Raw genomic sequence first — 22,931 nt, forward strand, 5'->3', positions numbered from 1 at the left:
ATGGATGAGATTACCGCGTACCTTAAAATAAAGGAAAAGATACACGCTGACCGCGGCCTGGACGTCAGCCAGTATAAGGAAAATTATTTAAAAAGAAGGTTCGCGGTAAGGATGCGCGCGCTTGGGGCAAGGCTTTACGCTGATTATCTTAATGTGCTTGAAAGAGACAGCAGGGAAATGTCGGTGCTGCTGGACAAACTTACCATAAATGTCACCGAATTTTTCAGGGATCCGGAAGTGTTCACGGTATTTGAAAATGAAATTCTGCCGAAGATGTTTGAAGAAAGTAAAAAAATAAAAGTTTGGAGCGCCGGCTGCAGTTCCGGTGAAGAGCCGTATTCAATAGCTGTTTCAATTGAAGAAACAATGGAAAGGCTGGGCGTAAAGGGTGTTGATTACGAGATTCACGCCACTGATATTGATGATGCAATCCTGTTCAGGGCTGTTGAAGGCAGATATGAAGGGCACACGCTTGATAATGTGGCCGCCAACAGGAAAGCAAAGTATTTTATAAAGGACGGCAATTACTTCAGGATTAAGGATTCAATAAAAAAGAAGGTAAAGTTTATCAGGGCTAACCTGATGAAACCATATTTAAAAGAGCAGTTTGACTTTGTTTTCTGCAGAAATGTGATAATATACTTTTCAAGGGAGCTGCAGAAAAGTGTGCTGCTGTTTTTTCATGAAGCGCTTAAAAAAAACGGAGTTTTTTTTATGGGAAAGACAGAGACCATGCTTCTGGAATACCGCGATAAGTTTAAGTGCATTAACATAAAAGAACGCATTTTTACAAAGCTGGAAGACGGAAAGGAAGAATAGATGCAGACGGTACAGGACCATATAAACCTTGGCCTTGCCTTTACGGTAAGCAAGAATTTTGGGCAGGCTATTTCAGAGTTTGAAAGGGCGCTTTCAATTAATCCTGATGACGCGGAAGTGCATTCTCATCTTGCCAACGCGCTTGTTTTTAAAGGCGATTTTGAAAAAGGCGTGCAGGAATATGAAAAGGCTCTTAAACTTAACCCTATGAACATAAGCGCGCTTATGCGCCTTGGCAAACTGCACGCGAATATGGGTAAACATGAAAAAGCGCTTGAAGAATACAAAAAAGCGATTGAGATAAAGCCCAAAGACCTGGAATTAAAACACGCTCTTGGCGATCTTTACCTTAAAATGGATAATTATGAAGAAGCGCTTAAGATATACAGGGACATTCTGGATTTAAAACCCGATTACAGCGAAGTCAGGTTCAAAACAGGGTATATTTATGAAGCGCAGAAGAAACACATCGAAGCCGCCGCGGAATATGAAAGGGTGCTTAAAGCCAACCCTAAAAGTTCCGGGATAAATTCAATGCTGGGCAACGTGTTCAGGGAGCTTAAAGATTATTCCAAAGTAATAGAATATTATGAAAAAGCCATTAAACTGAATCCCGCTGAAACAGGAGTGGCATATAACCTTGGAATTTTATATTACAATCAGGGTAAGTTTGAGCAGGCGTTAAAAGAACTACAGCGCGCGAAAAATTCCATAATGACCTCCGAAATTTGCCTTCTTGTCGGGGAAATTTACGGGAAACTTGGGAAAAAGAAAGAGGCCATAGAAGAATACAAAAAAGTTGCTGAAATGGGAGCCGCAGACGCAGAGGTTCACAAGGCGCTTGGATTTATCTACATGGAAGAGGGACAGCAGGACGATGCTATCATTGAATATAAAAAAGCTCTGGATAAAAAAGGCGATGATGTAACCATTCTTGAAAATATAGGGAATATTTATTATAAAAAAGTTATGTATAAAGAGGCAAAGGAATATTTTTCAAAGTCAATTGAAAAGGGGCGTGAAAACGGGGATATTTATTACAAAATGGGAAATATGTCCCTTAAAGAAGGCAAAGCTGAAGACGCAAAAAAACACTGGAAAAAATCGCTGGAACTTAACCCGGAAAACGAGATAGTAAAAAAGAATTTAAAACTGCTGGGCGGTTAGGCGGAATATGGAAACAATAAAAAAACAGGATAAAAGCCTGGGAACACTGCTTTTGCAGGCGGAATATATTACAAAAGAGCAGCTTGATGAAGCCCTGCGGGAACAGGCTTCCACAGGCGAGCATCTGGGAAAAATCCTGGTAAAAAACGGCATAATCAAAGAACAGCAGATTATGGAAATGCTTAAGGGTATTCTTGTCGTAGTGTTTCAGGTACGCGAAGAACTTTATGCCCTTGAAGTGGTTTTTTCCAAGGAAATTATAAAACCAAAAAAAATAATACCTGTTCCGGGCGTGCCTTCATATATCCTTGGGCTTATGGGGATAAGGGAAGATGTGGTGCCGGTAATCAGTTTATCGATGAAAATCTTCGGAAAACAAAGCCCTATTGATGAAAATTCAAGGGTTATTATCGTGGAAGTAAAAGAAGAAAAAATAGGGCTTCTTGCGGATGGTGTTTATTCGGTGCGTAACTTTGAAGCGTCTGATTTTGAAAATGCTTCAAAACATAATTTTGATTCTGATAAAAAATACATAGCGGGGATTATAAGGGACAAAGACAGGATAGTGACGCTTTTAAAACCGGAAGCTTTCGCTGAAAAGGATAATAAACCATAGTGGAAGAAAAAAACGATAATTCAAAACAGGAAAAAAAAGAAGACGCCGTATCTTTAAATAATCTTGGAGTGTATTATTATTCCAAGGGAATGTATCAGGAAGCTATAGAAAATTTTAAGAAAGCAATTGAAATGAATCCCACCTACACCCAGGCCCAGGAAAATCTGAAATCCGTAAATAAACAGACTGGTATATATGACCGGGCAATCCTGGCATACCGGAAAGCGCTTCAGTTTTACGCGGGTGACCCGGAAGCCTATTATAACCTTGGCAACGCGTTAAGTTATACGGGGGATTATCAGGAGAGCCTTAAACTTTTAAACCGGGCGCTGGAATTAAATCCGGAACACCTGCTTGCCAGAAACCTTATGGGGATAATTTATAAAAATACAGGCGAATATGACAAAGCCGAAGCTGTCTTTAAAAAAGCGCTGGAACAGTATCCTAATTACTCGGAAATAAGGAATAATCTTGGCGAAACGCTTTATAAAAGGGGCATGTATGAAGAGGCGGAAAATGAACTGAAGAAAGCCATTCAGATAAACAAAGAATACGCCCTTGCGTATTATAATTTAAGTTTTGTGTACGGCGAACTTGGCAGGGATGAAGAAGCGCAGATGTGTTATAACAGGGCTATTGAACTTAACCCTTCATTTGTCCAGTCCAACAAAAGCCTGGTAATAGAGCATTATGATGAGAAATCACAGAAACGCGAAAAATTTGTGGAATCTATGAAAGAAGACAGAAAAGAAGAGGCTTATTACAACCTTGCTCGCGTAAATAAAATGAAAGGCTATATTGACGACGCGATAAGGGAGATTAAGAAAGCCATTTCACATAATGGAAGCAACCCTTTATACTATAATTTTTTTGGAGAGCTTTTGATTAAAAAGCACCTTTTAAGTGATGCTATAGAGGTGTTTAAACAGACGCTGAAAATAGACCCGGCGCTTGTTGATGCTAAGGTTAATATTGCTGTGGCGTACAGGGAGATGGGAGATTATGCCAAAGCCCTTGCCGTTCTGGACGCGGTGGAAGAGGAAAACCCGGAATTCAGAAGGATAGAACTTGAAAGGGCCGTGATATTTATAAAGCAGGACCTTCTTGAAGACGCGGTAAAAAAGCTTACCGCCCACCTTGTAAAAGAGCCGTATGACAATGAAGCCCGCTATTATCTTGGCACATGTTATTATAAACAGAAAAGGTATGATGAGGCGGTAACGGAATTCAGAAACGCCCTTGAAATGCAGCCGCATTACATGAGAAAACCGGAAGTGAATTTATACCTTGGGCTGGTTTTGACGGATAAAGGAAGAAATGAAGAGGCTGTGATTGAATATCAGAAAGTAATTTCCATGCAGCCGTCAAACGCGGTGGCTTATAACAGTATGGGCGTGTCTTACAAGAATATGGGCGATCTGGAAAAAGCGATAGAATATTATAAAAAAGCCGCCGAGATAGATCCAAAATACTTTAAAGCGTATAACAATCTGGGAGTGGCCTTTTATAAAAAGAATTTTTTCATAGAAGCGCAGAAGTATTTTGAAAAAGCCCTTGAAATAGAGCCGGGGTATGAAGTTGCCAGGAAAAACCTTGAATCCGCCAAAAAGAAGGACATTGTATTTAAGGAAACCATATCAAAATTAAGTGAAAAAGCGGCAACGGAAGAAAAAAACCCCATTATTCACAGCGATTTAGCAGGCGCGTATAGAAATACTGGACATTTGCGGGAGGCTATTGTAGAATATAAAAAAGTGCTTGATTTACAGCCTGATAACAGGGATGCCATTATAAATTTAGGGTCTGTTTATTATGAGACCGCCAAATATGATGAGGCCATAAAATGTTTTATTTCCGCCGTGTCCGGCAGCAGCAAAGACCCGGCGGCGCATATGAAGCTTGCTATGGCATATCAGAAGAAAGAATGGTGGGACGAGGCGGATATTGAATTCCACAAAACGATTGAAATTGACCCCAAAATGTCAGAGGCATATTTCAGGCTTGGGGAAGTTTTTCGCAATAAAAGCTGGTGGGATGAAGCCATTGAAATGTGGAAAAAATATATAGAATTGAATCCGGACAGCGAATTTGCCACACAGTCGCAGGAAAACATCCGAATGGTGGAAATATGGCGTAAAGAACTTATGCTTTCGCCTTCTGCCGGAAGAAAAAAGATTATTAAATGAAAAAAATAACCGTAATTATAGCACCTTCAAAGTTTGAAGCTTTAAGAAAGCGCATGATAGAAACCGGTGTGTGCGGGCTTACTGTAACCTCCGCTGAAGGTTTTGGGGTGCAGAAAAGCAAGCTTGAAAAGATGAAGGACAGGGACATTGCGGTGGAATTTCTGCCCAAGTCAAAAATTGAAATGGTGGTTAAAGACGCCGAAGCGGAAACTGTGATAAAAGAGATAATTGACTGCACCAGGACGGGCAGGATAGGCGACGGGAAAATTTTTATTTCTGAAATAACGGATGTTTTAAGGATAAGGACGGGCGAAAGAAAAGAAGATGCCCTTTGATATAAATATGATGCGGAGGAACTTAAATGGCAAAAAGAGTATTAATAGCCGATGACGCGGCGTTTATGAGAATGATGCTTAAGAATATACTTACCGAGGGCGGGTATGAAGTTGTGGGCGAAGCCGGCAACGGGCGCGAAGCCGTTGAACTTTACAGAAAACTTCTGCCTGATATGCTTATTTCCGACATGGTTATGCCGGAAATGGGAGGAATAGACACGTTAAGGGAGATAATAAAAGATTTTCCCAATGCCAATGTGCTTATCTGCAGCGCCATAGGGCAGCAGGCTCTTGTAATTGAAGCCATTCAGGCGGGGGCAAAGGATTATATCGTAAAACCGTTTGATCAGTCAAACGTGCTTGAAACCGTGGGAAAGATATTGGGTGCTTAAATGGCCATTAAACTGAGCGATTTTCATAAAGACGCCCTTCGTGAAATGGGAAACATAGGTGCCGGCAACGCGGCCACCGCGCTTTCACAGCTTTTAGGAAAAGATGTTTCATTAAGTGTGCCCAAAGTGTTAATGGTTCCTGTTGATAAAATGGTGGACCGGATAGAATCAAAAAATGAAATTGTTGCCGCTGTTTATCTGAAAATTTTCGGGGATATTACAGGCAGGGCGCTTATGATTTTTCCGCAGAACAAGGTATTCTTAATTGTTGACCTTCTGATGAGGCGCCCCCTTGGCACCACAAAAGAGTTTGGGGAAAATGAACAGTCCGCTTTAAAAGAGATAGGAAATATTCTTATTTCGTCATATATGAATGCCATTGCAAAATTAATGGGGTTAAATTCAGTGCCTTCGGTGCCCGCGCTGGCCGTTGATATGGTGGAAGCGGTCTTTCAGACTGTTTCCGCGGAAATTGCGGAAACAGGTTCAGAGGCGCTTTTGATAGAAACTGATATGGTGGAAGAGACCGCGAAAATACAGGCGACTGTTTTTTTAATACCTGATGAAGAATCCATGAGAAAAATATTAAAGGCGCTTGATAATACGGCAAGCGGCGCCTGAAGAATAAATGCCTGCTAAATGTATCAAGGTAGGTATGGGAGAGCTGCACACCGGACAAAGCGGTGATATATTAACCGCGTACGGAATAGGTTCCTGTATTGTGGTGGTGTGTTTTGACGCTGAAAAACCGATGGCAGGAATGCTTCACGCAATGCTTCCGGAAAAGGCAGGAAAAGGTACGGACAAAAACAGATATGCCGATACGGGGATTGAAAATCTTGTTAAGGCAATGATAGATATGGGAGCGGGCATAAAAGAGATGCGCGCCAAGATTTTTGGCGGAGCCAGGATGTTTGAAATAGGAAATCAGGAAGAATCCATAGGCAGCAGAAACGTTAGAAAGGCAAAAGCAATTCTTGAAAAAAAAGGAATCCCGATACTGGGAGAAGACACCGGAAACAATTACGGCAGGACAATAGAGTATTTTGTAACGGAAAAAAAAGCAAAAGTAAAAAGCTTCGGCAGGGATATTAAAATAGTGTGAGGTAATAATGGCTGTAAATAAAACCGGAAAAAAAGGTTTTTTCCTTAAAAAGATGCTGATAATTAACCTGTCAGTGGCTGTTGTTACGGGCATTGTCCTGGCTTCTATACTGTATTTTTTGAAGCTTTATGAAAAACCGTTTATGTTTTTTATGCTTATCACAGGGGTGTTTGCACTTGGGGGAGCTGCCGCTGTTTTTATGGGGGCTAAAGCCGTTATAGATGCTTTTACAAATGTGGCTTTTTTCTTTGATAAAATTGCTGACGGAGATTTGACCACAAGGGTTGAGGAAAGCGACGGGTTTCTGCCTGTTATTGCCAGGCCGATAAATAAAATGACAGCAAGCACAAAAAAAGTGCTTCTGCAGATGAAAGAGTCCATAGATACCATGAGAATGCTTTCGGAAAACCTTTCCGCTTCAACGGAAGAAATAAACGCGTCCGCTGAAGAAATAAGCAGCACCGTTCAGCAGATAGCCCACGGCGTGGAACAGCAGGCGGAACGTACCGTGGAAACTTCCAGAATTATGGAGAACATGTCAGATTCAATACAGACTGTGGCGTCAAAGTCCGAAGATGTGCTTAACGTCGCCAATGAGGCCAAACAGGCTTCTGAAAAAGGGATGGAAGCCGTTAAACAGACAATTATAAAAATTGAAGATATAGTGCAGGTGACAAGCAAGGCAAAAGATTCAATAGAAGAACTTAAAAGGTATTCCGAAAAAATAGAAGAAGTGGTAAATATAATTACCGAAATAGCGGACGAGACAAACCTGCTGGCGCTGAATGCCAATATAGAAGCGGCGCGCGCGGGCGAAGCCGGCCGCGGTTTTGCCGTTGTGGCGGAAGAAGTAAGAAAACTTGCCGAAGGTTCCGGGGATGCGGCAAAGGAAATTGCCAGGCTTGTGGAAGACATACACGAACGCACGGCACAGGTGGTTGTGGATATAATGACCGGAGTGCGCGAAACAGAAGAGGGCAAACTTGTGGTTAAAGAAAGCGGGCAGGCTTTAAAAGAGATAAATGCCGTTGTCACAAAAGTGGTAAAACTTTCAAATGAGATTTTCAGCCTTACCAAAGCGCAGGCGGAAGACACGGATAAAGTGGTAAAGGCGGTTGAAGAAATAGCCGCGGTATCGGAAGAAACAGCCGCGGGCACGCAGCAGGCTTCCGCTTCCACGCAGGAACAGACCGCGTCCATGCAGGAAATAGCGGCGCAGGCGCAGGAACTGGCGCAGATGACGGAAACTCTGCGCGAATCAATTTCAAAGTTTAAAACGGAGTAAAAGTGGAAAAGAAAATTGTGGGCTTCAGGCTTAAGGGAGAGGAATTTGCTTTTAACATAATGAAAGTGGTTGAAATAATCAGGTTAAAGCAGATAACACCCGTACCTACGGCGCCGTCCTTTATAGAAGGCGTTATAAATTTAAGGGGCAAGATTATACCCATCATAGACCTGCGTAAGCGTTTTAAACTGCATGAAGACGCGCGCGGAAAAAATGTAAGGATAATTATAATTGAAATGCACGGCAGCCAGCTTGTAGGCGTGATTGTGGATGAAGTGACTCAGGTAATTACCGTGCCGGAAGAACAGATACTGCCGGCGCCGCCTTCCATAGTAAGCGTGGGCGGCAGGTATATTGAAGCTGTTGTGCAGCTGGAAGATAAAATAATTGTATTTCTTGACATTGAAAAAATATTTTCTGATCAGGAAAATTCCGAAATGCAGGGAATATCAATCACGGAGGCAGGAATTGAAGAAAGTCCTGATTGTTGACGATACAAAGTTCATGAGAAATATGCTGCGCAACATCCTTAAAAAAAAGGATGTTGAAGTTGTTGGTGAAGCGGTAAACGGCAGAGAAGCGGTTGAAAAATTCAGGGAGTTAAAGCCTGACCTTGTTACCATGGATATTATAATGCCCGAAATGAACGGAATTGAAGCGGTGAAAGCTATTCTGGCGGAAGACCCTTCGGCCAAGATACTTATCTGCAGCGCCATGGGGCAGCAGGCAATGGTGATAGAGGCAATTCAGGCCGGAGCCAAAGATTTTGTTATAAAACCTTTTCAGCCCGCAAGGGTTCTGGAGGCGGTTGACAGAACGCTTCAGGAGAACTGATAAATGGGAAAGATAAGGGTTCTTGTTGTGGATGATTCCGCTTTTATGAGGAAAATTATACCCCAAATCCTTCAGGAAGATGACGGAATTGAAGTCATAGACACCGCGAAAGACGGGCAGGAAGCTTTTAAGAAAACCCTTGAATTAAAACCTGACGTTATCACGCTTGACGTGGAAATGCCAAAAATGAACGGCCTTTCCACCCTTGGATGCATAATGAGCGAACGCCCAACGCCGGTTATTATGCTTTCCGCCTATACGCCCAAAGGCGCGGAAACAACCCTTCAGGCGCTTGAATACGGCGCCGTGGATTTTGTCTGTAAACCTTCCGGTGAAATATCCATAGACATAAAAAAAGTAAAAGACGAACTTATAAGCAAGATAAAAATAGCTGCAACAACTGACGCTTCCAAACTTACATTTTTTACCCCCGAAACCGTGGAAAAAACCGCGCCTGAAAAAGAAAAAGAGATAAAAGATTTTGTGCTTGTTATAATTGCCACATCCACCGGAGGGCCAAGGGCGCTTTCTGAATTCGTCACAAAAATTCCAAGAAATCTTCCGGCGGCGTATCTGGTAGTTCAGCACATGTCTCAGGGGTTTACAAAGACCCTGGCGGAAAGGCTTAACAGCCAGTCGCTTATAAGCATTAAAGAAGCGGAAGACGGTGAAATAATTACAGCAGGAAGGGCATATGTCGCGCCCGGAAATTATCATATGGAAATTGAAAAAACAGACGGAAACTATACAATTGCGCTTAACCAGAAACCCACCAGGCTTGGCGTAAGGCCAAGCGCTGATATGACGCTGTTTTCAGCGGCTGAAAAATTTGAAGGCAAATCAATTGCGGTTGTGCTGACAGGAATGGGCAGGGACGCGTCAGCCGGAGTGGAGCGTTTAAAGGCAAAAAAAGCGCTGGTGCTTGCGCAGGATAAAGACAGCAGCGTAATTTTCGGCATGCCCAGGGCGGTAATTGAAAGGGGTATGGCGGACGAAGTATCATCCATCGCGGGGATGAAAGACGCGCTTGTATCAGCAATGGCGCGTATAACGGGCGGCAAATCATGAACATGGACAGTTACAGGGAAGTATTTATTGAAGAAGCCAGAGAAAACGTAAATAATCTTAATAATTCCCTTTTGGAACTTGAAAAGAACCTTGATGATTTGACTCCCGTAAATGAACTTTTCAGGGCGGCCCACACGTTAAAAGGCATGTCCGCGACCATGGGTTATGACAGAATGGCGGGATTTACTCACATTCTTGAAGAAGTGCTTGATTCCGTGCGTTCCGGTAAAACAAGGCCTACGCTGGAAATTATGAACATTTTGTTTAAAAGCGTTGACGCGCTTTCTGATTTTGTTGATTCTATAGTGGAAACCAACGCGGATTATTCAGCCGGCGCCGCAATTGTGGCGGACAGCATAAAAAAACAGCTTGAAACCGGGCAGCAGCCGCAGTTTCAAGGCGCTCCAAAAACAGTACAGATGCCTCTTAAAGAAAAAGAAGAAATGCCCGCGATAAACGCCGCGGGATTTAATTTAAAACCGGACGAAAAAATAATAAGCCAGGCCGCGGAAAAATCAATGAAAGTGTTTCTTATAAAAACAGTGCTTGATGAAAACTGCGCATTTAAAAATGTACGTTCGTTTATGGTGTCAAGAAACCTATCTGAAAAAGGTGAAATTATAGGTTCATATCCTTCGTCCAGGGATATAGAAGACGGAAAATTTGAAAGTGAATTTGAATTTGCTTTTGCAACGGCGCTTGGCGCGCCGGAAACAAAAGCGCTTGTGTCAAAAGTATCTGAAGTTAAGGAAGTAATTATAAAAGAAGTGACGCCGGAAATGCCTGCGGAAAATGTTTTGGCGGATAAGGAACAAAGCGCGTCCTTCAAGGCGGAAGAAATAAAAAACGACGGCATGCAGAAAAAACATTCATCGGCGCAGAGCGTAAGGGTAAATATAGACAAACTTGACACGCTTATGAACCTTGTGGGCGAACTTGTAATAAATAAGATAAGGTTTGACCAGATAGCCAAGGAAAAAAAGTATGAACTTCTTAATGATACTGTGGAAGAATTTGACAGGGTGATAGATGAACTTCAGATAGAAATAACAAGCGTAAGAATGCTTCCCGTGTCGCATATTTTTGACAGGTATCCGCGTTCTGTACGCGACCTTGCGGTGCAGGCAGGCAAACAGGTGGAAGTGGAAATAGAAGGCGGGGACATTGAAATTGACAGGACTGTGCTTGAAGAGATGAACGAACCGCTGCTTCACCTTATCAGAAATTCTCTTGCGCATGGTATAGAAATGCCGGACGTCAGGATAAAAGCGGGAAAGAATCCCAAGGGAGTAATAAGGCTTTCCGCCAAAAGGGAGCGCAACTCCGTAATTATAGAGGTGTCTGATGACGGCGCGGGAATTAATACTGCGGCTGTAAGAAAAAAAGCCCTGGAAAGAAAAGTGGTGACAGAAGAGCGCCTTAAAAATATGAATGACGACGAAGTGGTGTCTCTTATATCACTTCCGGGTTTTTCCACTGTGGAAAGCGTAAACAAAGTGTCAGGACGCGGAGTGGGCGTGGATGTTGTGAAAACCAAGGTGGAAGGTTTTGGCGGAATATTCAGGATAGAAAACTATCCTAAAGAAGGTTCAAAATTTATTCTGAAACTGCCGCTTACCCTGGCAATTGTGCAGGCGCTTCTTGTAAAGGCGGGCAAAGAAATATATTCTATTCCGGTAATTCACACGGTGGAGACCTTTGAAAGTTTTGAAAAAGACTACCGCTATATTCAGGACAGAAAGGTGATAATATTAAGGGAAGAAGTCATTCCGGTTTACAGCCTTATGGAACTTCTTGGAAAAAAACGGGTTGAAGCGGAAATGCACGAACTTGTAATAGTGGATGTAAGGGATAAAAAGGCCGCCATAGAAGTGGACCGCGTGATAGGGCAGCAGGAAGTGGCTATAAAAAGCCTTGGTGAATTTTTAAAATTCGCCAAAGGTTTTTCCGGCGTCACCATCCTTGGCGACGGAAGCATAAGCTTAATTGTGGATATCACGTCGCTGCTTTAAACGCGCCGGTATATACTGTTTGACACTTTATAATTTATGAAATATTATTAAACTGACCCTGAAAGGGGAAAAAATTTAAAGAGGTAATAAAATGTCTGATGATTCACTGCTGACGCTGACCGATATTCAGGTGGACGCGTTAAAAGAAGTGGGCAATGTGGGGGCGGGTCACGCTGCCACAGCGCTGTCGCAGCTTTTAAAAAGAAAAATTATGATATCTGTGCCGCAGGTTAAAATATTAAAACTTCAGGAAGTGGAAAACCTGCTTGGGGACTCAAAGACGCTGGTGGCCGGTATAATAATGAATTTTTTGGGTGATGTTACAGGAAAAATACTTCTGCTTTTAACAAGGGAAAGCGCGCTGTCGCTTGCGGATATGCTGCTGCAGAATCCTGCGGGCACTACAAAAGTGCTGTCAGAAGTCGGTAATTCCGCTATAAAAGAAACGGGCAACATCCTTGCCGGCGCTTATATGAATGCCCTTAATGAATTTCTGGGGCTGCTGTTATTGCCGTCTGTACCCAGCCTGGTTTTTGACATATCAGGCGCTATTTTAAATTCGTTGTCCGAAGGGTTTGAGGGAATGTCCAATCATATCCTGTCGGTTGAGACGCAGTTTTCAGAGGAAAATGATAAAGTTATAAATGGGTATTTATTATTAGTGCCTGATATTCCTTCCGTAAAAGTGCTGCTGTCAGCAATAAAGGTGGACTGAACTATGGCTGTTTTTGCCCTTGATATCGGGACAAGAAAAGTGGCCGGCATACTTGGCGAATTAAGCGGCGATAAAATACGCGTTGTTGATGCCTGCGTGCGCGAGCATGAAAAAAGGGCTATGGTGGACGGGCAGATACACAGCATTGAAGAAGTGTCGGGAATTGTTTTAAAAATAAAAAAAGAACTTGAAGAAAGAAATAATATTGTAATAACAGAAACCGTCACCGCGCTTGCGGGAAGAAACCTGCATACGGAAAAAACAGAAGCGCTGATAAACAAAAAAGGCGAAATAACGCGCGATGACCTGCGCGGCCTTACGATAGAATGCGTAAAAAAAGCCGTCATAAAAATGACGGAAGAAAAAAAGCAGGGGTATTACTGCGTGGGGTACAGTGTTTCGCATTACACCCTTGACGGGCAGCATGTCAAAAACCCGCTGCAGCATTTTGCCAAAGAAAATCTGGCTGTTTCCGCGATTATCACGTTTCTTCCAAAAATAACCTTTGACAGCCTTATATCCGTGTTAAAAAACTGCGGGTTAAAACTTGCGGGGCTTACCCTTGAACCGATAGCGGCGATGGCTGTGACAATTCCCGAAGATATGCGGCTTTTAAATCTGGCGCTGGTGGATGTGGGCGCCGGGACTTCGGATATTGCAATTACGGAATCCGGAAAAATAACCGCGTATGGCATGATACCCAAAGCCGGCGATGAAATAACGGAAGTTATAGTAAATGAATACCTTACGGATTTTAATCAGGCGGAAGTCATAAAAAGGGCTTCAGCGGCGGGAACACCGCTTACCGGCAGTGATATTTTTGGAAACGTTTTTGAAATAGCGCATTCGGATTTTATGCTGGCTGTAAAAGAAAAGACGGAAGAAATTGCAGCTGACATCGCGGATGAAATTCTTATGTTAAACGGCAGACAGCCGCGCGCCGTTGTAATGGTGGGCGGCGGAAGCTCTTTTGTCTATTTAAGAAACAGGGTGGCGGAAAAACTTGGGCTGCCGGAAAACAGGGTGGGCAGCAGGGAACCCGGAAACACAATGAAAATAGAGAATCTGCCCGAAGCACTTGCCGGAACAGAAGGCGCGACGCCTCTTGGCATTCTTGATACCGCGCTGTACGGCCGCGGACTGGGATTCATAGAAGTTAAAGTAAACGGGGAAAAACAGTATATTATAAATATGGAACAGGAAATAAAAGTAATGGACGCAATAATCGCTTCGGGGATGGAATTAAAACAGCTGTATGGAAAACCGGGCGAAGCCGTGTCTTTTACGGTTAACGGGCAGCTTAATATAGTGCGCGGCGGCCACGGGGAGCACGCAAAATTTTTTGTAAACGGCATTCAGCGGGGTATTGATGACATAATAAAAAACGGAGATGACGTTATAATAACAGCCGTTAAAAACGGAGTTAACGCGTCGGTAAAAGCCGGTGACCTTGTAACGGCGGATAACGCCCTTACGGTGGAAGTAAACGGCAGGGTGGAAAAAATAGCGCCGGAAATTTATATAAACGGGTTTCAGGTAAGCGAAAATGAAGCGGTTCCGGACAGGGCTGCTGTCACAATATCGGCGCCTAAAACCGTATCTGAAGTGCTGTCTAAATCAGGGCTTGCAATAGGCGCGCAGGCGCAGGAACGCGACATTATAATCACTTTAAACGGCGAGCCGGAAGTGTTAAAACAGAGAACTTATCAGCTTAAGGTTAACGGCATGGATGTGCCGCCGGATTTTGAGGTGAAGAGCATGGACAGGATGGAATATTCCGACAAGCCAAGCTATTACAGAATACGCGACCTTTTTAAGGAAAACCTTAAAAGTAAAATGACCATTTCAATAAACGGTAAACCGTATGAAATAGAAGCAGACAGGTTTGAAATTACAATGAACGGCAGAAGGGCCGGGGAAGATGAATTCATAATAAACGGCGCTTCCATAGAAATTAAAGCTCCGCAGGAACCGGTCATACTATCCACGATATTTAAAAGCTACCCGATAGATACGGGCAGGCTTAAGGGAAAGATGCTTGACCTTAAGTTAAACGGGGAAAAGGCGGGATACACAACGCCTATTAAGAACGGGGATAATGTGGAAATAAGGTTTGTGTAAAATAATAAGCTATAAGCAGTTAAGCATAAGCGGAAAATAAATCTAAAAAAATAATAGAATAATGCACCTTGAAATTATCTTAAAACAGGATGTCTGAATGAAAAAAATAATAATGATTATCCCCGCTCTTTTTGTTTTTTTTGCGGGGGTTTATGCGGCAGAACAGGAAACAGAGTTTGCCAAAGCGGTATATAAAACCGCGGCGCATTATGTGGGGAAGGATTATGTGTATGGCGCAAAGTCGCCGTATGACCATTTTGCATGCAGCAAAAACGACAACAGAAAAGGGCCCTGCATAAAATGCGGAAGCTGCCCCGAAAAACCTTCCGGCTGCTATAACAGCGCCACAAAGTGTTTAACCGGTTTTGACTGTTCCGGTTTCATTCAGTACGTATATAAAACCAACGGGGTTAAATCGGTTAAAGTGTCTGACCTTGTAAGCACACAGTTTGTGTGCATGGAAAACAGCTGGTATGAAAAAAAGAAAAAGTCCGAAGTTTTAAGCAGGCAGCAAACGAAAAAGATAGAAAATGGGGACATAATATTTTTCTACAGGTCGCCAAGGCATGTGGGGCTGTTTTTCACGGATAAAAAAATAACATGGAAAAGAAATGAAGCCGCTTTTTTAAATGACGGTGACCTGCCGTACCTGGTAAACGATATTCACAGAAAAGCGGAATTTGACAGCGAAGGCGAATTTACCGGCTACAGTTATTCATATGAAGGGGATGTGGTAATACACGCAAGCGGCATCCTTGACCACTATTCCACCGATACGGTACCGGGGGATATTGTGTGCGTGCCGATGTCAACAATGCGCGGCGCTCTGGCGGAATGCGATGAGACGCACAAAGGGCAATGCGCTGTCACGGTGTCTGAATAATGAAAAAATTTATTATAACTGTTTTTATACTTCTGTTTGCCTGCATAATATCCGCGGATGAAATTATAAAAATACCAAGAAAAGCCATGGGAAAAAATATGGGCAGGATTAATGTGGAATCCGGCGCCGGCACTGACAGCTGCCACCTGTACACCCAGTTTGCCGCTGACGCCGCGGGGCAGATGTATTTTCTGGACCAGGCAAACGACAGGATTCTTAAGTATATAAAGGAAGAGGATAAATGCGAAGTTATTCACACCTTTCATAAGAGCGATTCTTTCAGGGTCATAAGGATGAAGTTCCGGGGTTTTTATGACAACGGCGTGTATTTTTTAAGGGGTCAGCAGCTGCATTTTTATGACACGCAGGGGGAGCGGCTTATTACCTTTAAAGAGATAAGCAATGCCTTTATAGATTCCAAAAACGGCAGTGTATATGAACAAAAAGGGTTAAAGTACCTTCCGGTGGAAAAAGGCAATAAAAATCAGATGCCGCAAAGGGGCAAGTATTCAATACTGCCGCCGGCGGGCAGCGGGGAAGAAGAATCCAAAATGACCGCGGTAATGGGAAAGTTTATAGGGATAAATAATATGAGCCTGCTGGACGAGGCATATATAAACGGCAGATACACAGTTTACGCGATACAGGATTATGTGGATAAAGGAAAGATGAAGCTTATGAAATACAACCTGGCAGAAGGCACTGTGGAGCAGGAAAAAGGGACGGGATATATGGTTCACGCGTATATAGGGGATTATGAAGGAAGGATATATTTTCTTGGAAAGAAAGATAAAAAATCCAAATTTCAGGTTGTGTGTTATAACGGTGAAAATCTTGACAGGCACGGCACGCGGAGTATTAATTTAGACGGCGGGGATGACTTGTGCTACCAGAACATCTCCGCAGGAAAAAACGTGTATCCCGCCGCTGTCTGCCCTGACGGGTATATCTATTACAGCGCCGGTTTTGATAAAGATTATCTGCTGATAGGGAAGATGAAAATAAATAATTAACCCATAATTTATTATCCCATAAACGTTTATCCCATATCCCATAAATAAAAAACGCTGATCGGCAGCTGGGTTTTGTTTTGGTAGGCGCACCCTTCAGGGTGCGGCAGTTGATTTGAATTTGTTCTTGCTTCTGTCCCTCCGTCCTTCGCGCCCTACAGGGCTTGGGTATATTTTTTCAGGGCGCGCCGCAAATTTGTATTCTTGCAGGCAAAGAAATTTGAAATCAACACTGTGTTAACGTCATTGGCAATCGGGAACTTGTTAGATATACATTTTTGCCGCCGAAGCATTAAACCGCCTCTGCCGCAGACACACTATGTTAACGCGGCACACCCTGAAAAAACACACCCAAACCCCGCAGGTTATATTCTAATTGTCGAATTTTGAATTTTCGATGTTTGATCTTCCTTCTGTCCCTCTGTGCATCCGACCTTCTGTCCCTCATGTTATTATCTATTCTTGCCTTGACACCGCCCCGTTCACAATAGTAAAATCCTATTGCATAAAAAAACTTTAGAGGGGTTTTTGACAATGGGAAAATTCTGTACGGAAAAAGACGCTTTAATCGCCATTAATACCATTCCCGCAATCGGCGGGATAAAGCTCCGCAGGCTTATTAATGCTTTTGGCACATCCCTTGATATATTTGATGCTTCGCCGGAAATGCTGATGGGGGTGGAAGGAATAGGGATAGAAACAGCAAAAGACATACTTGATTTAACTCCTGAAATTACTGAGCGCGAAGAAGAGGCGTGCGGAAAAAATTCCATCCGTATTATCTGTCAGGATGACATAGAATACCCAAAGCAGTTAAAAACCATTTATGACCCTCCTCCTGTCTTATACATGGCGGGGGTGGACTATCAGGAGACAGCGCTTCCGCTTGCGATAGTGGGCACTAGGCAGTGCACGGAATATGGTGAAGCCGCGGTAAGGCGAATGGTTCAGCGTATGCGCGCGATTTTTACGGATTTTTCTATAATCAGCGGGCTTGCCACCGGTATAGACAGCAGGGCGCACAGGGCGGCGTTAAACAGCGGTGTGTATACGGCGGGTGTATTAGGTTTTGGGTTCGGGCAGCTTTTGACAATGGCAAACAGGCCCCTTATAAAAGAGATGCTTGAAAAGGCCACTATCATATCGGAATTCCCGTTTTACGCGGAAGGGTTAAAGCAGAACTTTCCCCAGCGCAACAGGGTGATAAGCGGGCTTGCCAAAGGTGTGCTGGTGGTGGAAGCCGGAGAGAAAAGCGGCACAATGATAACGGCTGATTTCGCGCTGGAGCAGGGCAGGGAAGTATTCGCGGTTCCGGGGTCAATATTTTCCTTAAAATCGCGCGGAGCAAACAGGCTTATTTCTCAGGGGGCAAAGATTGCGCAGGACGCGGACGACATTTTAATAGAATTTTTTGAAGATATAAAAATACCCGAAAAAGAGAGTGAAACAGCCGTAAATACGGCGTTAAAACTGACTGACGACGAAAAAACCGTATATGAAAAAATAAGTTTTGAAAAAAAACATGTTGACATTATAGCGTTTGAAAGTAATATTGATGTAATTAAATTGAGTTCCATGCTGACTCTTCTTGAAATGAAGGGCGCTATAAGGCAGCTTGCCGGAATGAATTTTGTCCGTAACAGGTAAACCAGGAGGTTATACATTGTCTGACAGCACCGAAGAAATAAAAAAGAAAAGCCCGGCAAAAAAGGCAAAACCGGCCGCGAAAAAGAAAAAAGCGGTTAAATCAAAAAAGTCCGGCAGAGAAAAAAGCGGAAAGATTATACTTGTTGAGTCTCCCACTAAGGTTAATACCATAAAAAAGTTTGTTGCCGGCAAATATAAAGTGCTTGCCACCAAAGGGCACATCTTTGACCTTCCCAAAACAAAACTGGGTGTTGATGTTGAAAATGACTTCACCCCGACATATATAGTAATGAAGGATAAAAAGAAGATATTAAAGGAAATTAAAGAAGAGACAAAAAATGCCGCCGAAATATACCTGGCCACTGACCCTGACCGCGAAGGAGAGGCAATCTGCTGGCACGTTGCCAACGAAATTCTGCGCGTGCAGAAAGAACCCGGCTCCCAGAAAATTGTAAGGGTGACCTTTAATGAAATCACAAAGACCGCTGTTTTAAACGCGCTTGATAATCCGCGCGAAATAAACATAAACCTTGTAAACGCCCAGCAGGCAAGAAGGGTGTTAGACAGGCTTGTAGGGTACCGCTTAAGCCCGCTGTTATGGAAAGTATTAAGAAAAGGGCTGTCCGCAGGAAGGGTGCAGTCTGTTGCTTTGAAACTGATTGTGGACAGGCAGGCAGAAATTGACGCTTTTAATCCCGTGGAATATTGGAGCGTAAAAGGGTTATTTGAAAAGTTAAATGCCGGAAAGTTTGAAGCTAAGCTTACGGAAAAAAACGGCGAAAAAATAGATTTAAAAGCAGAACCGGATTCGGCAGCAGTTGTCGCGGAACTTCAAAATCAACAGTATGTTGTTTCTGATGTTATAAAAAAAGAAAGAAGGCGCAAGCAGTACCCGCCTTTTATAACCAGTACCCTTCAGCAGGATGCCGCAAGAAGGTTCAGGTTTACCGCGCAGAAAACAATGATGCTGGCGCAGCAGCTTTATGAAGGTATTGAAATAAAAGGCGAAGGGCATGTGGGTTTAATAACATATATGCGTACCGACAGTTTAAGGGTATCCGCGGAAGCGCAGCAGGAAGCCATGAAATACATAAATGAAAACCTTGGCCCTGAATACGTGCCTGCGGAGCCTAACTTTTATAAAAGCAAAAAATCTTCGCAGGACGCGCATGAAGCCATAAGGCCGTCTTCCGCTTACAGAAACCTGGGCGCGATAAAAGACAGCCTTGACCCTGATCAGTTTAAAATTTACTCCATAATATGGAAAAGGTTCATGGCATCGCAGAGTGTGCCTGCCGTATTTGACGACACGCGGGTAAAAATATCCGCCGGCCCTTATACGCTTCAGGCAAACGGGTCAATTAAGAAATTTGACGGGTTTATGAAACTTTATGACGAAGAACCCAAAGAACAGGAAGGCGGCGAACAGGATTCAAATGACGGCAGCCAGGAACAGGCGCTGCTTCCCGAATTAAACACAGGCGACGCGCTTAACCTTCTTGAATTAATGCCGGAGCAGCACTTTACCCAGCCGCCGCCGTATTTTACGGACGCTTCGCTTGTAAAGGCGCTGGAAGAAAAAGATATCGGCAGGCCGTCCACTTACGCGCCGATTATTTCCACCCTTGTTTACAGAAAATACGTTGACAGGGACAGGGGTAAATTTATGCCTACGGAACTTGGCACACTTGTGTCGGGCATTCTTTCAAAAAATTTCCCTACAATTATAAATGAAGAATTTACGGCGAAAATGGAAAATGATCTTGACAGCGTGGAAGAAGGAAGCGTGGAATGGAAGACGCTGTTAAAGGGTTTCTTTGCCAACTTAACCGAACTGATAGCGGCGGCAGAACCGCATATGGATGAAATGAAGCGGGAGCTTGAAGGCAATATTGAAGAAAAGTGCGAAAAATGCGGAAGCAGGATGATAATAAAATGGGGCAGGTTCGGTAAATTTCTGTCCTGCGAAAAATACCCCGAATGCAAAAACGCCAAGCCCATGGAAGGAATGGAAAGGGAGCAGGAAAAAATAGAAGGTAATTGTCCGGAATGCAACAGTCCGTTACTGTTAAAACGCGGCCCTTACGGCGCCTTTATCGCGTGTTCCCGCTACCCTGAATGCAAGTACACAAAGCAGCACATAATAAAAGCCGGCGTTCCGTGCCCTGACTGCGGCGGCGATATAATAGAAAGAACGTTTAAGATGACCAGAAAATTCTACGGGTGCAGCAATTACCCAAAGTGCAAATTCATGGTCTGGGACAAGCCTATAGATGAAAAGTGCCCCAAATGCGGTGCGCCTTTCCTTCTTGAAAAATGGCGTAAGAATAACGTGACGGTGTACTGCAGGCAGTGCGATTACAAGTATGACAAGGAAACCGTTTCGAATGAGTGAGCCGGAAAACAGCCCGGAACTTGATTTATACCTTCGCCACCTTTTACACGAAAAGAATTATTCGCCCAAGACTGCCGAAAGCTACGGCAATGACATACGCCAGTTTCTAAAGCATACCGGTGGTTTTGAAAAAGCTGATGAAACGTCAATAAGGGCGTTTATGGAAAAAATGTCCCATGCCAAATATAACCGTAATTCTGTTATAAGAAAAATAGTGGCGTGCAGAAATTTCTACAGGTTTCTGCTGCGTACAAAAAAAATAACAATAAATCCTTTTGAATATATCCTGACCCCCAAAGCCGAAAAACGGCTGCCCGGTTTTTTAACTGAAAGTGAAACGGCGTCTCTTCTTGAATCCCCTGACATAAGTCAATTTTTCGGGCTGCGCGACAGAGCAATACTTGAATTTATTTATTCCACCGGCGTGCGAATAGATGAAATTGTAAAACTTAATTCAGGCGATATTGACTATGTGAATGAAGAAATAAAAGTTCTTGGTAAAGGTTCTAAAGAGCGCATAGTGCCTGTGGGCGGAATCGCGCTTAGTATTCTTAAACAGTATATCAGGGAATTAAAGTCAAAGTTTGATTCCGGGCCTTTGTTTGTCAATAAGAACGGGACGCGGCTTACCGCCAGAAGCATAGAAAGAATGATGAAAAAATATGTGTTAAAAGCCGGCATTCAAAAAGAAGTGACCCCGCACACGCTAAGGCATTCATACGCCACGCACCTTTTAGACCGCGGCGCTGACCTGCGTTCCGTGCAGGAACTGTTAGGCCACAGCAGCCTGTCCACAACCCAGATATACACCCACCTTACAGTGGCAAGGCTGAAAAAAGAATATGACAAAGCACACCCAAGGGCGAAGAAAGGATAGAAAGGCAGAGGGACAGAGGGACGGATGCACGGATGGACAGAAGTAAAGACATAAGGTTTGGCAGCTCGGTTGGAGCGAGCCTGCGAAGCTAAAATACCTGTCCTTGTATGGATTGTTTGTTCTGGTAGACGCGGGTCTTTAGCCCGCGGTAGTAGATTTACATTTGTTTTTACTTCCGTCCCTCTGTCTCTCCGTGCATCCGTCCCTCGGCTCTTCTGTCCTTCCTTATAATAATCCCTTTATTTGCCGTTATTATATAGTATAATATTAGTACTAATGGTGCCGGGGGAATAAAAAGGCCTATATTAATATAGAGGTATGTCAGTGCTGAGAGTGTTTTTGATAATTACAGCTATTATAGTTGGTATGTTTTCCGGGTTGCGCGCGGATATTATTACGCTTTCCGCCAATGGTTCCATGCCCGGACAGACATCTGACTGGATAACGCCTGAAAATATAGTTTCTTTTAATAATGGGGTTGCAGAGACAAATGTTTCGGGGAACAGGTTATATACCGGTTTTAACAACCTGCTTACAAATGAAATCATAATTAACTCCGTTAAACTTCGTATAAGGCAGTACGCTTCAGGCGTGCTTGTTAATGACCGTTTGGACATTAACCTTACAACAGATAACGGCAGTACGTGGCAGACGGGTAATCTTGATACATATTATGCCGTGACGCACACCACAAGCGCGCTTGAAATTCTTGATGTTGATATAACTGCAGCTTACACCTGGAACGCGGCAATGGTTGACAGCCTTGGCGTTGTTATAACCGCAAGGGATATAACAGACACGGCATATATTGATTATGTTTACCTTGAAATTGACTACAGCGCGCCCACAAAGACAGTTACGCCGACGGTTTCGCAGACAGCAACACAAACGCTGACTGTAACGCAGACCGCCACAGGTTCTGTGACGCAGACAGTGACACAGACCGTAACTGAAACAATGACGCAGACAGAAACACAAACCGTAACACAGACATCAACTGAAACTGCAACCGGTACAGTTACACAGACTGTAACAGAAACAAATACGCAGACCGTTACCGCAACCGCAACGCGGAGTGTAACTGCCACTGTGTCGGAAACAGTGACAGGAACAAATACCGGGACAATTACAGAAACAACAACACAGACAAACACACGGACTGTGACAGAAACAGCCACACAAACTGCAACAGGCACAGTATCAGAAACAGTAACACAGACAAATACACAGACAGTGACAGAAACGGCAACGCAGACAACAACAGAAACTGTTACAAAGACTGCCACACAGACTGTAACGCAGACAATAACCCAAACCGCTACGGCAACATCCACTTTTACCCCTTCGGCTTATGGATATATAGAGCCAAATTATACTGCGTTCGGGCAGCTGACAGGATACACTTACAGGTTAACATCAAGAAACGAAGGGCCGATAACAAGTGTGCTGATAAAAATACCTGCA

General features: G+C 43.5%; 21 protein-coding genes. All 21 read left to right on the forward strand.

What is annotated here, in order from left to right:
- Positions 1 to 819 (forward strand): protein-glutamate O-methyltransferase CheR, encoded by an 819-nt coding sequence (locus JXR81_04770; GenBank protein MBN2754162.1) that lies wholly within the window; start codon positions 1 to 3, stop codon positions 817 to 819.
- Positions 820 to 1,986 (forward strand): tetratricopeptide repeat protein, encoded by a 1,167-nt coding sequence (locus tag JXR81_04775; protein ID MBN2754163.1) that lies wholly within the window; start codon positions 820 to 822, stop codon positions 1,984 to 1,986.
- Positions 1,987 to 1,993: 7 nt separating this feature from the next.
- Positions 1,994 to 2,602 (forward strand): chemotaxis protein CheW, encoded by a 609-nt coding sequence (locus JXR81_04780; protein ID MBN2754164.1) that lies wholly within the window; start codon positions 1,994 to 1,996, stop codon positions 2,600 to 2,602.
- On the forward strand, positions 2,602 to 4,788 hold the full coding sequence (locus JXR81_04785; protein ID MBN2754165.1) for a tetratricopeptide repeat protein: 2,187 nt from the start codon (positions 2,602 to 2,604) through the stop codon (positions 4,786 to 4,788). Before JXR81_04780 ends, JXR81_04785 begins: the two co-directional genes overlap by 1 nt.
- On the forward strand, positions 4,785 to 5,123 hold the full coding sequence (locus JXR81_04790; GenBank protein ID MBN2754166.1) for a P-II family nitrogen regulator: 339 nt from the start codon (positions 4,785 to 4,787) through the stop codon (positions 5,121 to 5,123). Before JXR81_04785 ends, JXR81_04790 begins: the two co-directional genes overlap by 4 nt.
- A 26-nt stretch (positions 5,124 to 5,149) precedes the next feature.
- Complete coding sequence (locus JXR81_04795) at positions 5,150 to 5,515, forward strand: response regulator (GenBank protein MBN2754167.1); 366 nt, start codon at positions 5,150 to 5,152, stop codon at positions 5,513 to 5,515.
- Complete coding sequence (locus JXR81_04800) at positions 5,516 to 6,136, forward strand: chemotaxis protein CheC (protein MBN2754168.1); 621 nt, start codon at positions 5,516 to 5,518, stop codon at positions 6,134 to 6,136. It abuts the gene before it with no gap.
- A 34-nt stretch (positions 6,137 to 6,170) separates the two neighbouring features.
- Positions 6,171 to 6,620: a chemotaxis protein CheD gene (locus tag JXR81_04805; GenBank protein ID MBN2754169.1), complete on the forward strand. Its 450-nt coding sequence runs from the start codon at positions 6,171 to 6,173 to the stop codon at positions 6,618 to 6,620.
- A gap of 7 nt (positions 6,621 to 6,627) precedes the next feature.
- Positions 6,628 to 7,905, forward strand: coding sequence for a methyl-accepting chemotaxis protein (locus JXR81_04810; GenBank protein MBN2754170.1), 1,278 nt, complete (start codon positions 6,628 to 6,630; stop codon positions 7,903 to 7,905).
- Positions 7,906 to 7,907: 2 nt separating this feature from the next.
- Complete coding sequence (locus JXR81_04815) at positions 7,908 to 8,396, forward strand: chemotaxis protein CheW (GenBank protein ID MBN2754171.1); 489 nt, start codon at positions 7,908 to 7,910, stop codon at positions 8,394 to 8,396.
- Positions 8,374 to 8,739, forward strand: coding sequence for a response regulator (locus JXR81_04820; GenBank protein MBN2754172.1), 366 nt, complete (start codon positions 8,374 to 8,376; stop codon positions 8,737 to 8,739). The genes JXR81_04815 and JXR81_04820 overlap by 23 nt, the downstream gene beginning before the upstream one ends.
- A gap of 3 nt (positions 8,740 to 8,742) precedes the next feature.
- The gene (locus tag JXR81_04825) at positions 8,743 to 9,807 is read left to right on the forward strand and encodes a chemotaxis response regulator protein-glutamate methylesterase (protein MBN2754173.1); all 1,065 of its coding nucleotides are present in this window, start codon (positions 8,743 to 8,745) and stop codon (positions 9,805 to 9,807) included.
- Positions 9,804 to 11,819, forward strand: a complete 2,016-nt coding sequence (locus tag JXR81_04830; protein ID MBN2754174.1) for a chemotaxis protein CheA — start codon at positions 9,804 to 9,806, stop codon at positions 11,817 to 11,819. The genes JXR81_04825 and JXR81_04830 overlap by 4 nt, the downstream gene beginning before the upstream one ends.
- Positions 11,820 to 11,910: 91 nt before the next feature.
- Positions 11,911 to 12,534: a chemotaxis protein CheC gene (locus tag JXR81_04835; protein MBN2754175.1), complete on the forward strand. Its 624-nt coding sequence runs from the start codon at positions 11,911 to 11,913 to the stop codon at positions 12,532 to 12,534.
- A 3-nt stretch (positions 12,535 to 12,537) separates the two neighbouring features.
- Positions 12,538 to 14,655 carry a hypothetical protein gene (locus tag JXR81_04840; protein MBN2754176.1) on the forward strand — a complete coding sequence of 706 codons (2,118 nt, stop codon included), beginning with the start codon at positions 12,538 to 12,540 and terminating at the stop codon, positions 14,653 to 14,655.
- 97 nt (positions 14,656 to 14,752) lie between these two features.
- Positions 14,753 to 15,538, forward strand: a complete 786-nt coding sequence (locus JXR81_04845) for a C40 family peptidase (protein MBN2754177.1) — start codon at positions 14,753 to 14,755, stop codon at positions 15,536 to 15,538.
- Positions 15,538 to 16,551: a hypothetical protein gene (locus tag JXR81_04850; GenBank protein MBN2754178.1), complete on the forward strand. Its 1,014-nt coding sequence runs from the start codon at positions 15,538 to 15,540 to the stop codon at positions 16,549 to 16,551. The genes JXR81_04845 and JXR81_04850 overlap by 1 nt, the downstream gene beginning before the upstream one ends.
- A gap of 531 nt (positions 16,552 to 17,082) precedes the next feature.
- Positions 17,083 to 18,195 (forward strand): DNA-processing protein DprA, encoded by a 1,113-nt coding sequence (dprA, locus tag JXR81_04855; protein MBN2754179.1) that lies wholly within the window; start codon positions 17,083 to 17,085, stop codon positions 18,193 to 18,195.
- Between the two features lie 16 nt (positions 18,196 to 18,211).
- Positions 18,212 to 20,590, forward strand: coding sequence for a type I DNA topoisomerase (topA, locus tag JXR81_04860; GenBank protein ID MBN2754180.1), 2,379 nt, complete (start codon positions 18,212 to 18,214; stop codon positions 20,588 to 20,590).
- A complete protein-coding gene (locus tag JXR81_04865) occupies positions 20,583 to 21,467 on the forward strand; it encodes a tyrosine recombinase XerC (GenBank protein MBN2754181.1) in 885 nt (294 codons plus the stop codon). Before topA ends, JXR81_04865 begins: the two co-directional genes overlap by 8 nt.
- Positions 21,468 to 21,833: 366 nt before the next feature.
- Positions 21,834 to 22,931, forward strand: a 1,098-nt coding sequence (locus JXR81_04870; protein ID MBN2754182.1) for a hypothetical protein, incomplete at its 3' end; no start/stop codon positions are given.

This window comes from Candidatus Goldiibacteriota bacterium (genome assembly GCA_016937715.1).
Taxonomy (GTDB): domain Bacteria; phylum Oederibacteriota; class PGYV01; order PGYV01; family PGYV01; genus PGYV01.

Coding starts and splice junctions, on each gene's coding strand:
- JXR81_04800 (MBN2754168.1), top strand. CDS start 5,516: ATGGCCATTAAACTGAGCGATTTTCATAAAGACGCCCTTCGTGAAATG.
- JXR81_04780 (MBN2754164.1), top strand. CDS start 1,994: ATGGAAACAATAAAAAAACAGGATAAAAGCCTGGGAACACTGCTTTTG.
- JXR81_04835 (MBN2754175.1), top strand. CDS start 11,911: ATGTCTGATGATTCACTGCTGACGCTGACCGATATTCAGGTGGACGCG.
- dprA (MBN2754179.1), top strand. CDS start 17,083: ATGGGAAAATTCTGTACGGAAAAAGACGCTTTAATCGCCATTAATACC.
- JXR81_04830 (MBN2754174.1), top strand. CDS start 9,804: ATGAACATGGACAGTTACAGGGAAGTATTTATTGAAGAAGCCAGAGAA.
- JXR81_04805 (MBN2754169.1), top strand. CDS start 6,171: ATGGGAGAGCTGCACACCGGACAAAGCGGTGATATATTAACCGCGTAC.
- JXR81_04840 (MBN2754176.1), top strand. CDS start 12,538: ATGGCTGTTTTTGCCCTTGATATCGGGACAAGAAAAGTGGCCGGCATA.
- JXR81_04790 (MBN2754166.1), top strand. CDS start 4,785: ATGAAAAAAATAACCGTAATTATAGCACCTTCAAAGTTTGAAGCTTTA.
- JXR81_04770 (MBN2754162.1), top strand. CDS start 1: ATGGATGAGATTACCGCGTACCTTAAAATAAAGGAAAAGATACACGCT.
- JXR81_04865 (MBN2754181.1), top strand. CDS start 20,583: ATGAGTGAGCCGGAAAACAGCCCGGAACTTGATTTATACCTTCGCCAC.
- JXR81_04845 (MBN2754177.1), top strand. CDS start 14,753: ATGAAAAAAATAATAATGATTATCCCCGCTCTTTTTGTTTTTTTTGCG.
- JXR81_04795 (MBN2754167.1), top strand. CDS start 5,150: ATGGCAAAAAGAGTATTAATAGCCGATGACGCGGCGTTTATGAGAATG.
- JXR81_04825 (MBN2754173.1), top strand. CDS start 8,743: ATGGGAAAGATAAGGGTTCTTGTTGTGGATGATTCCGCTTTTATGAGG.
- JXR81_04810 (MBN2754170.1), top strand. CDS start 6,628: ATGGCTGTAAATAAAACCGGAAAAAAAGGTTTTTTCCTTAAAAAGATG.
- JXR81_04850 (MBN2754178.1), top strand. CDS start 15,538: ATGAAAAAATTTATTATAACTGTTTTTATACTTCTGTTTGCCTGCATA.
- JXR81_04775 (MBN2754163.1), top strand. CDS start 820: ATGCAGACGGTACAGGACCATATAAACCTTGGCCTTGCCTTTACGGTA.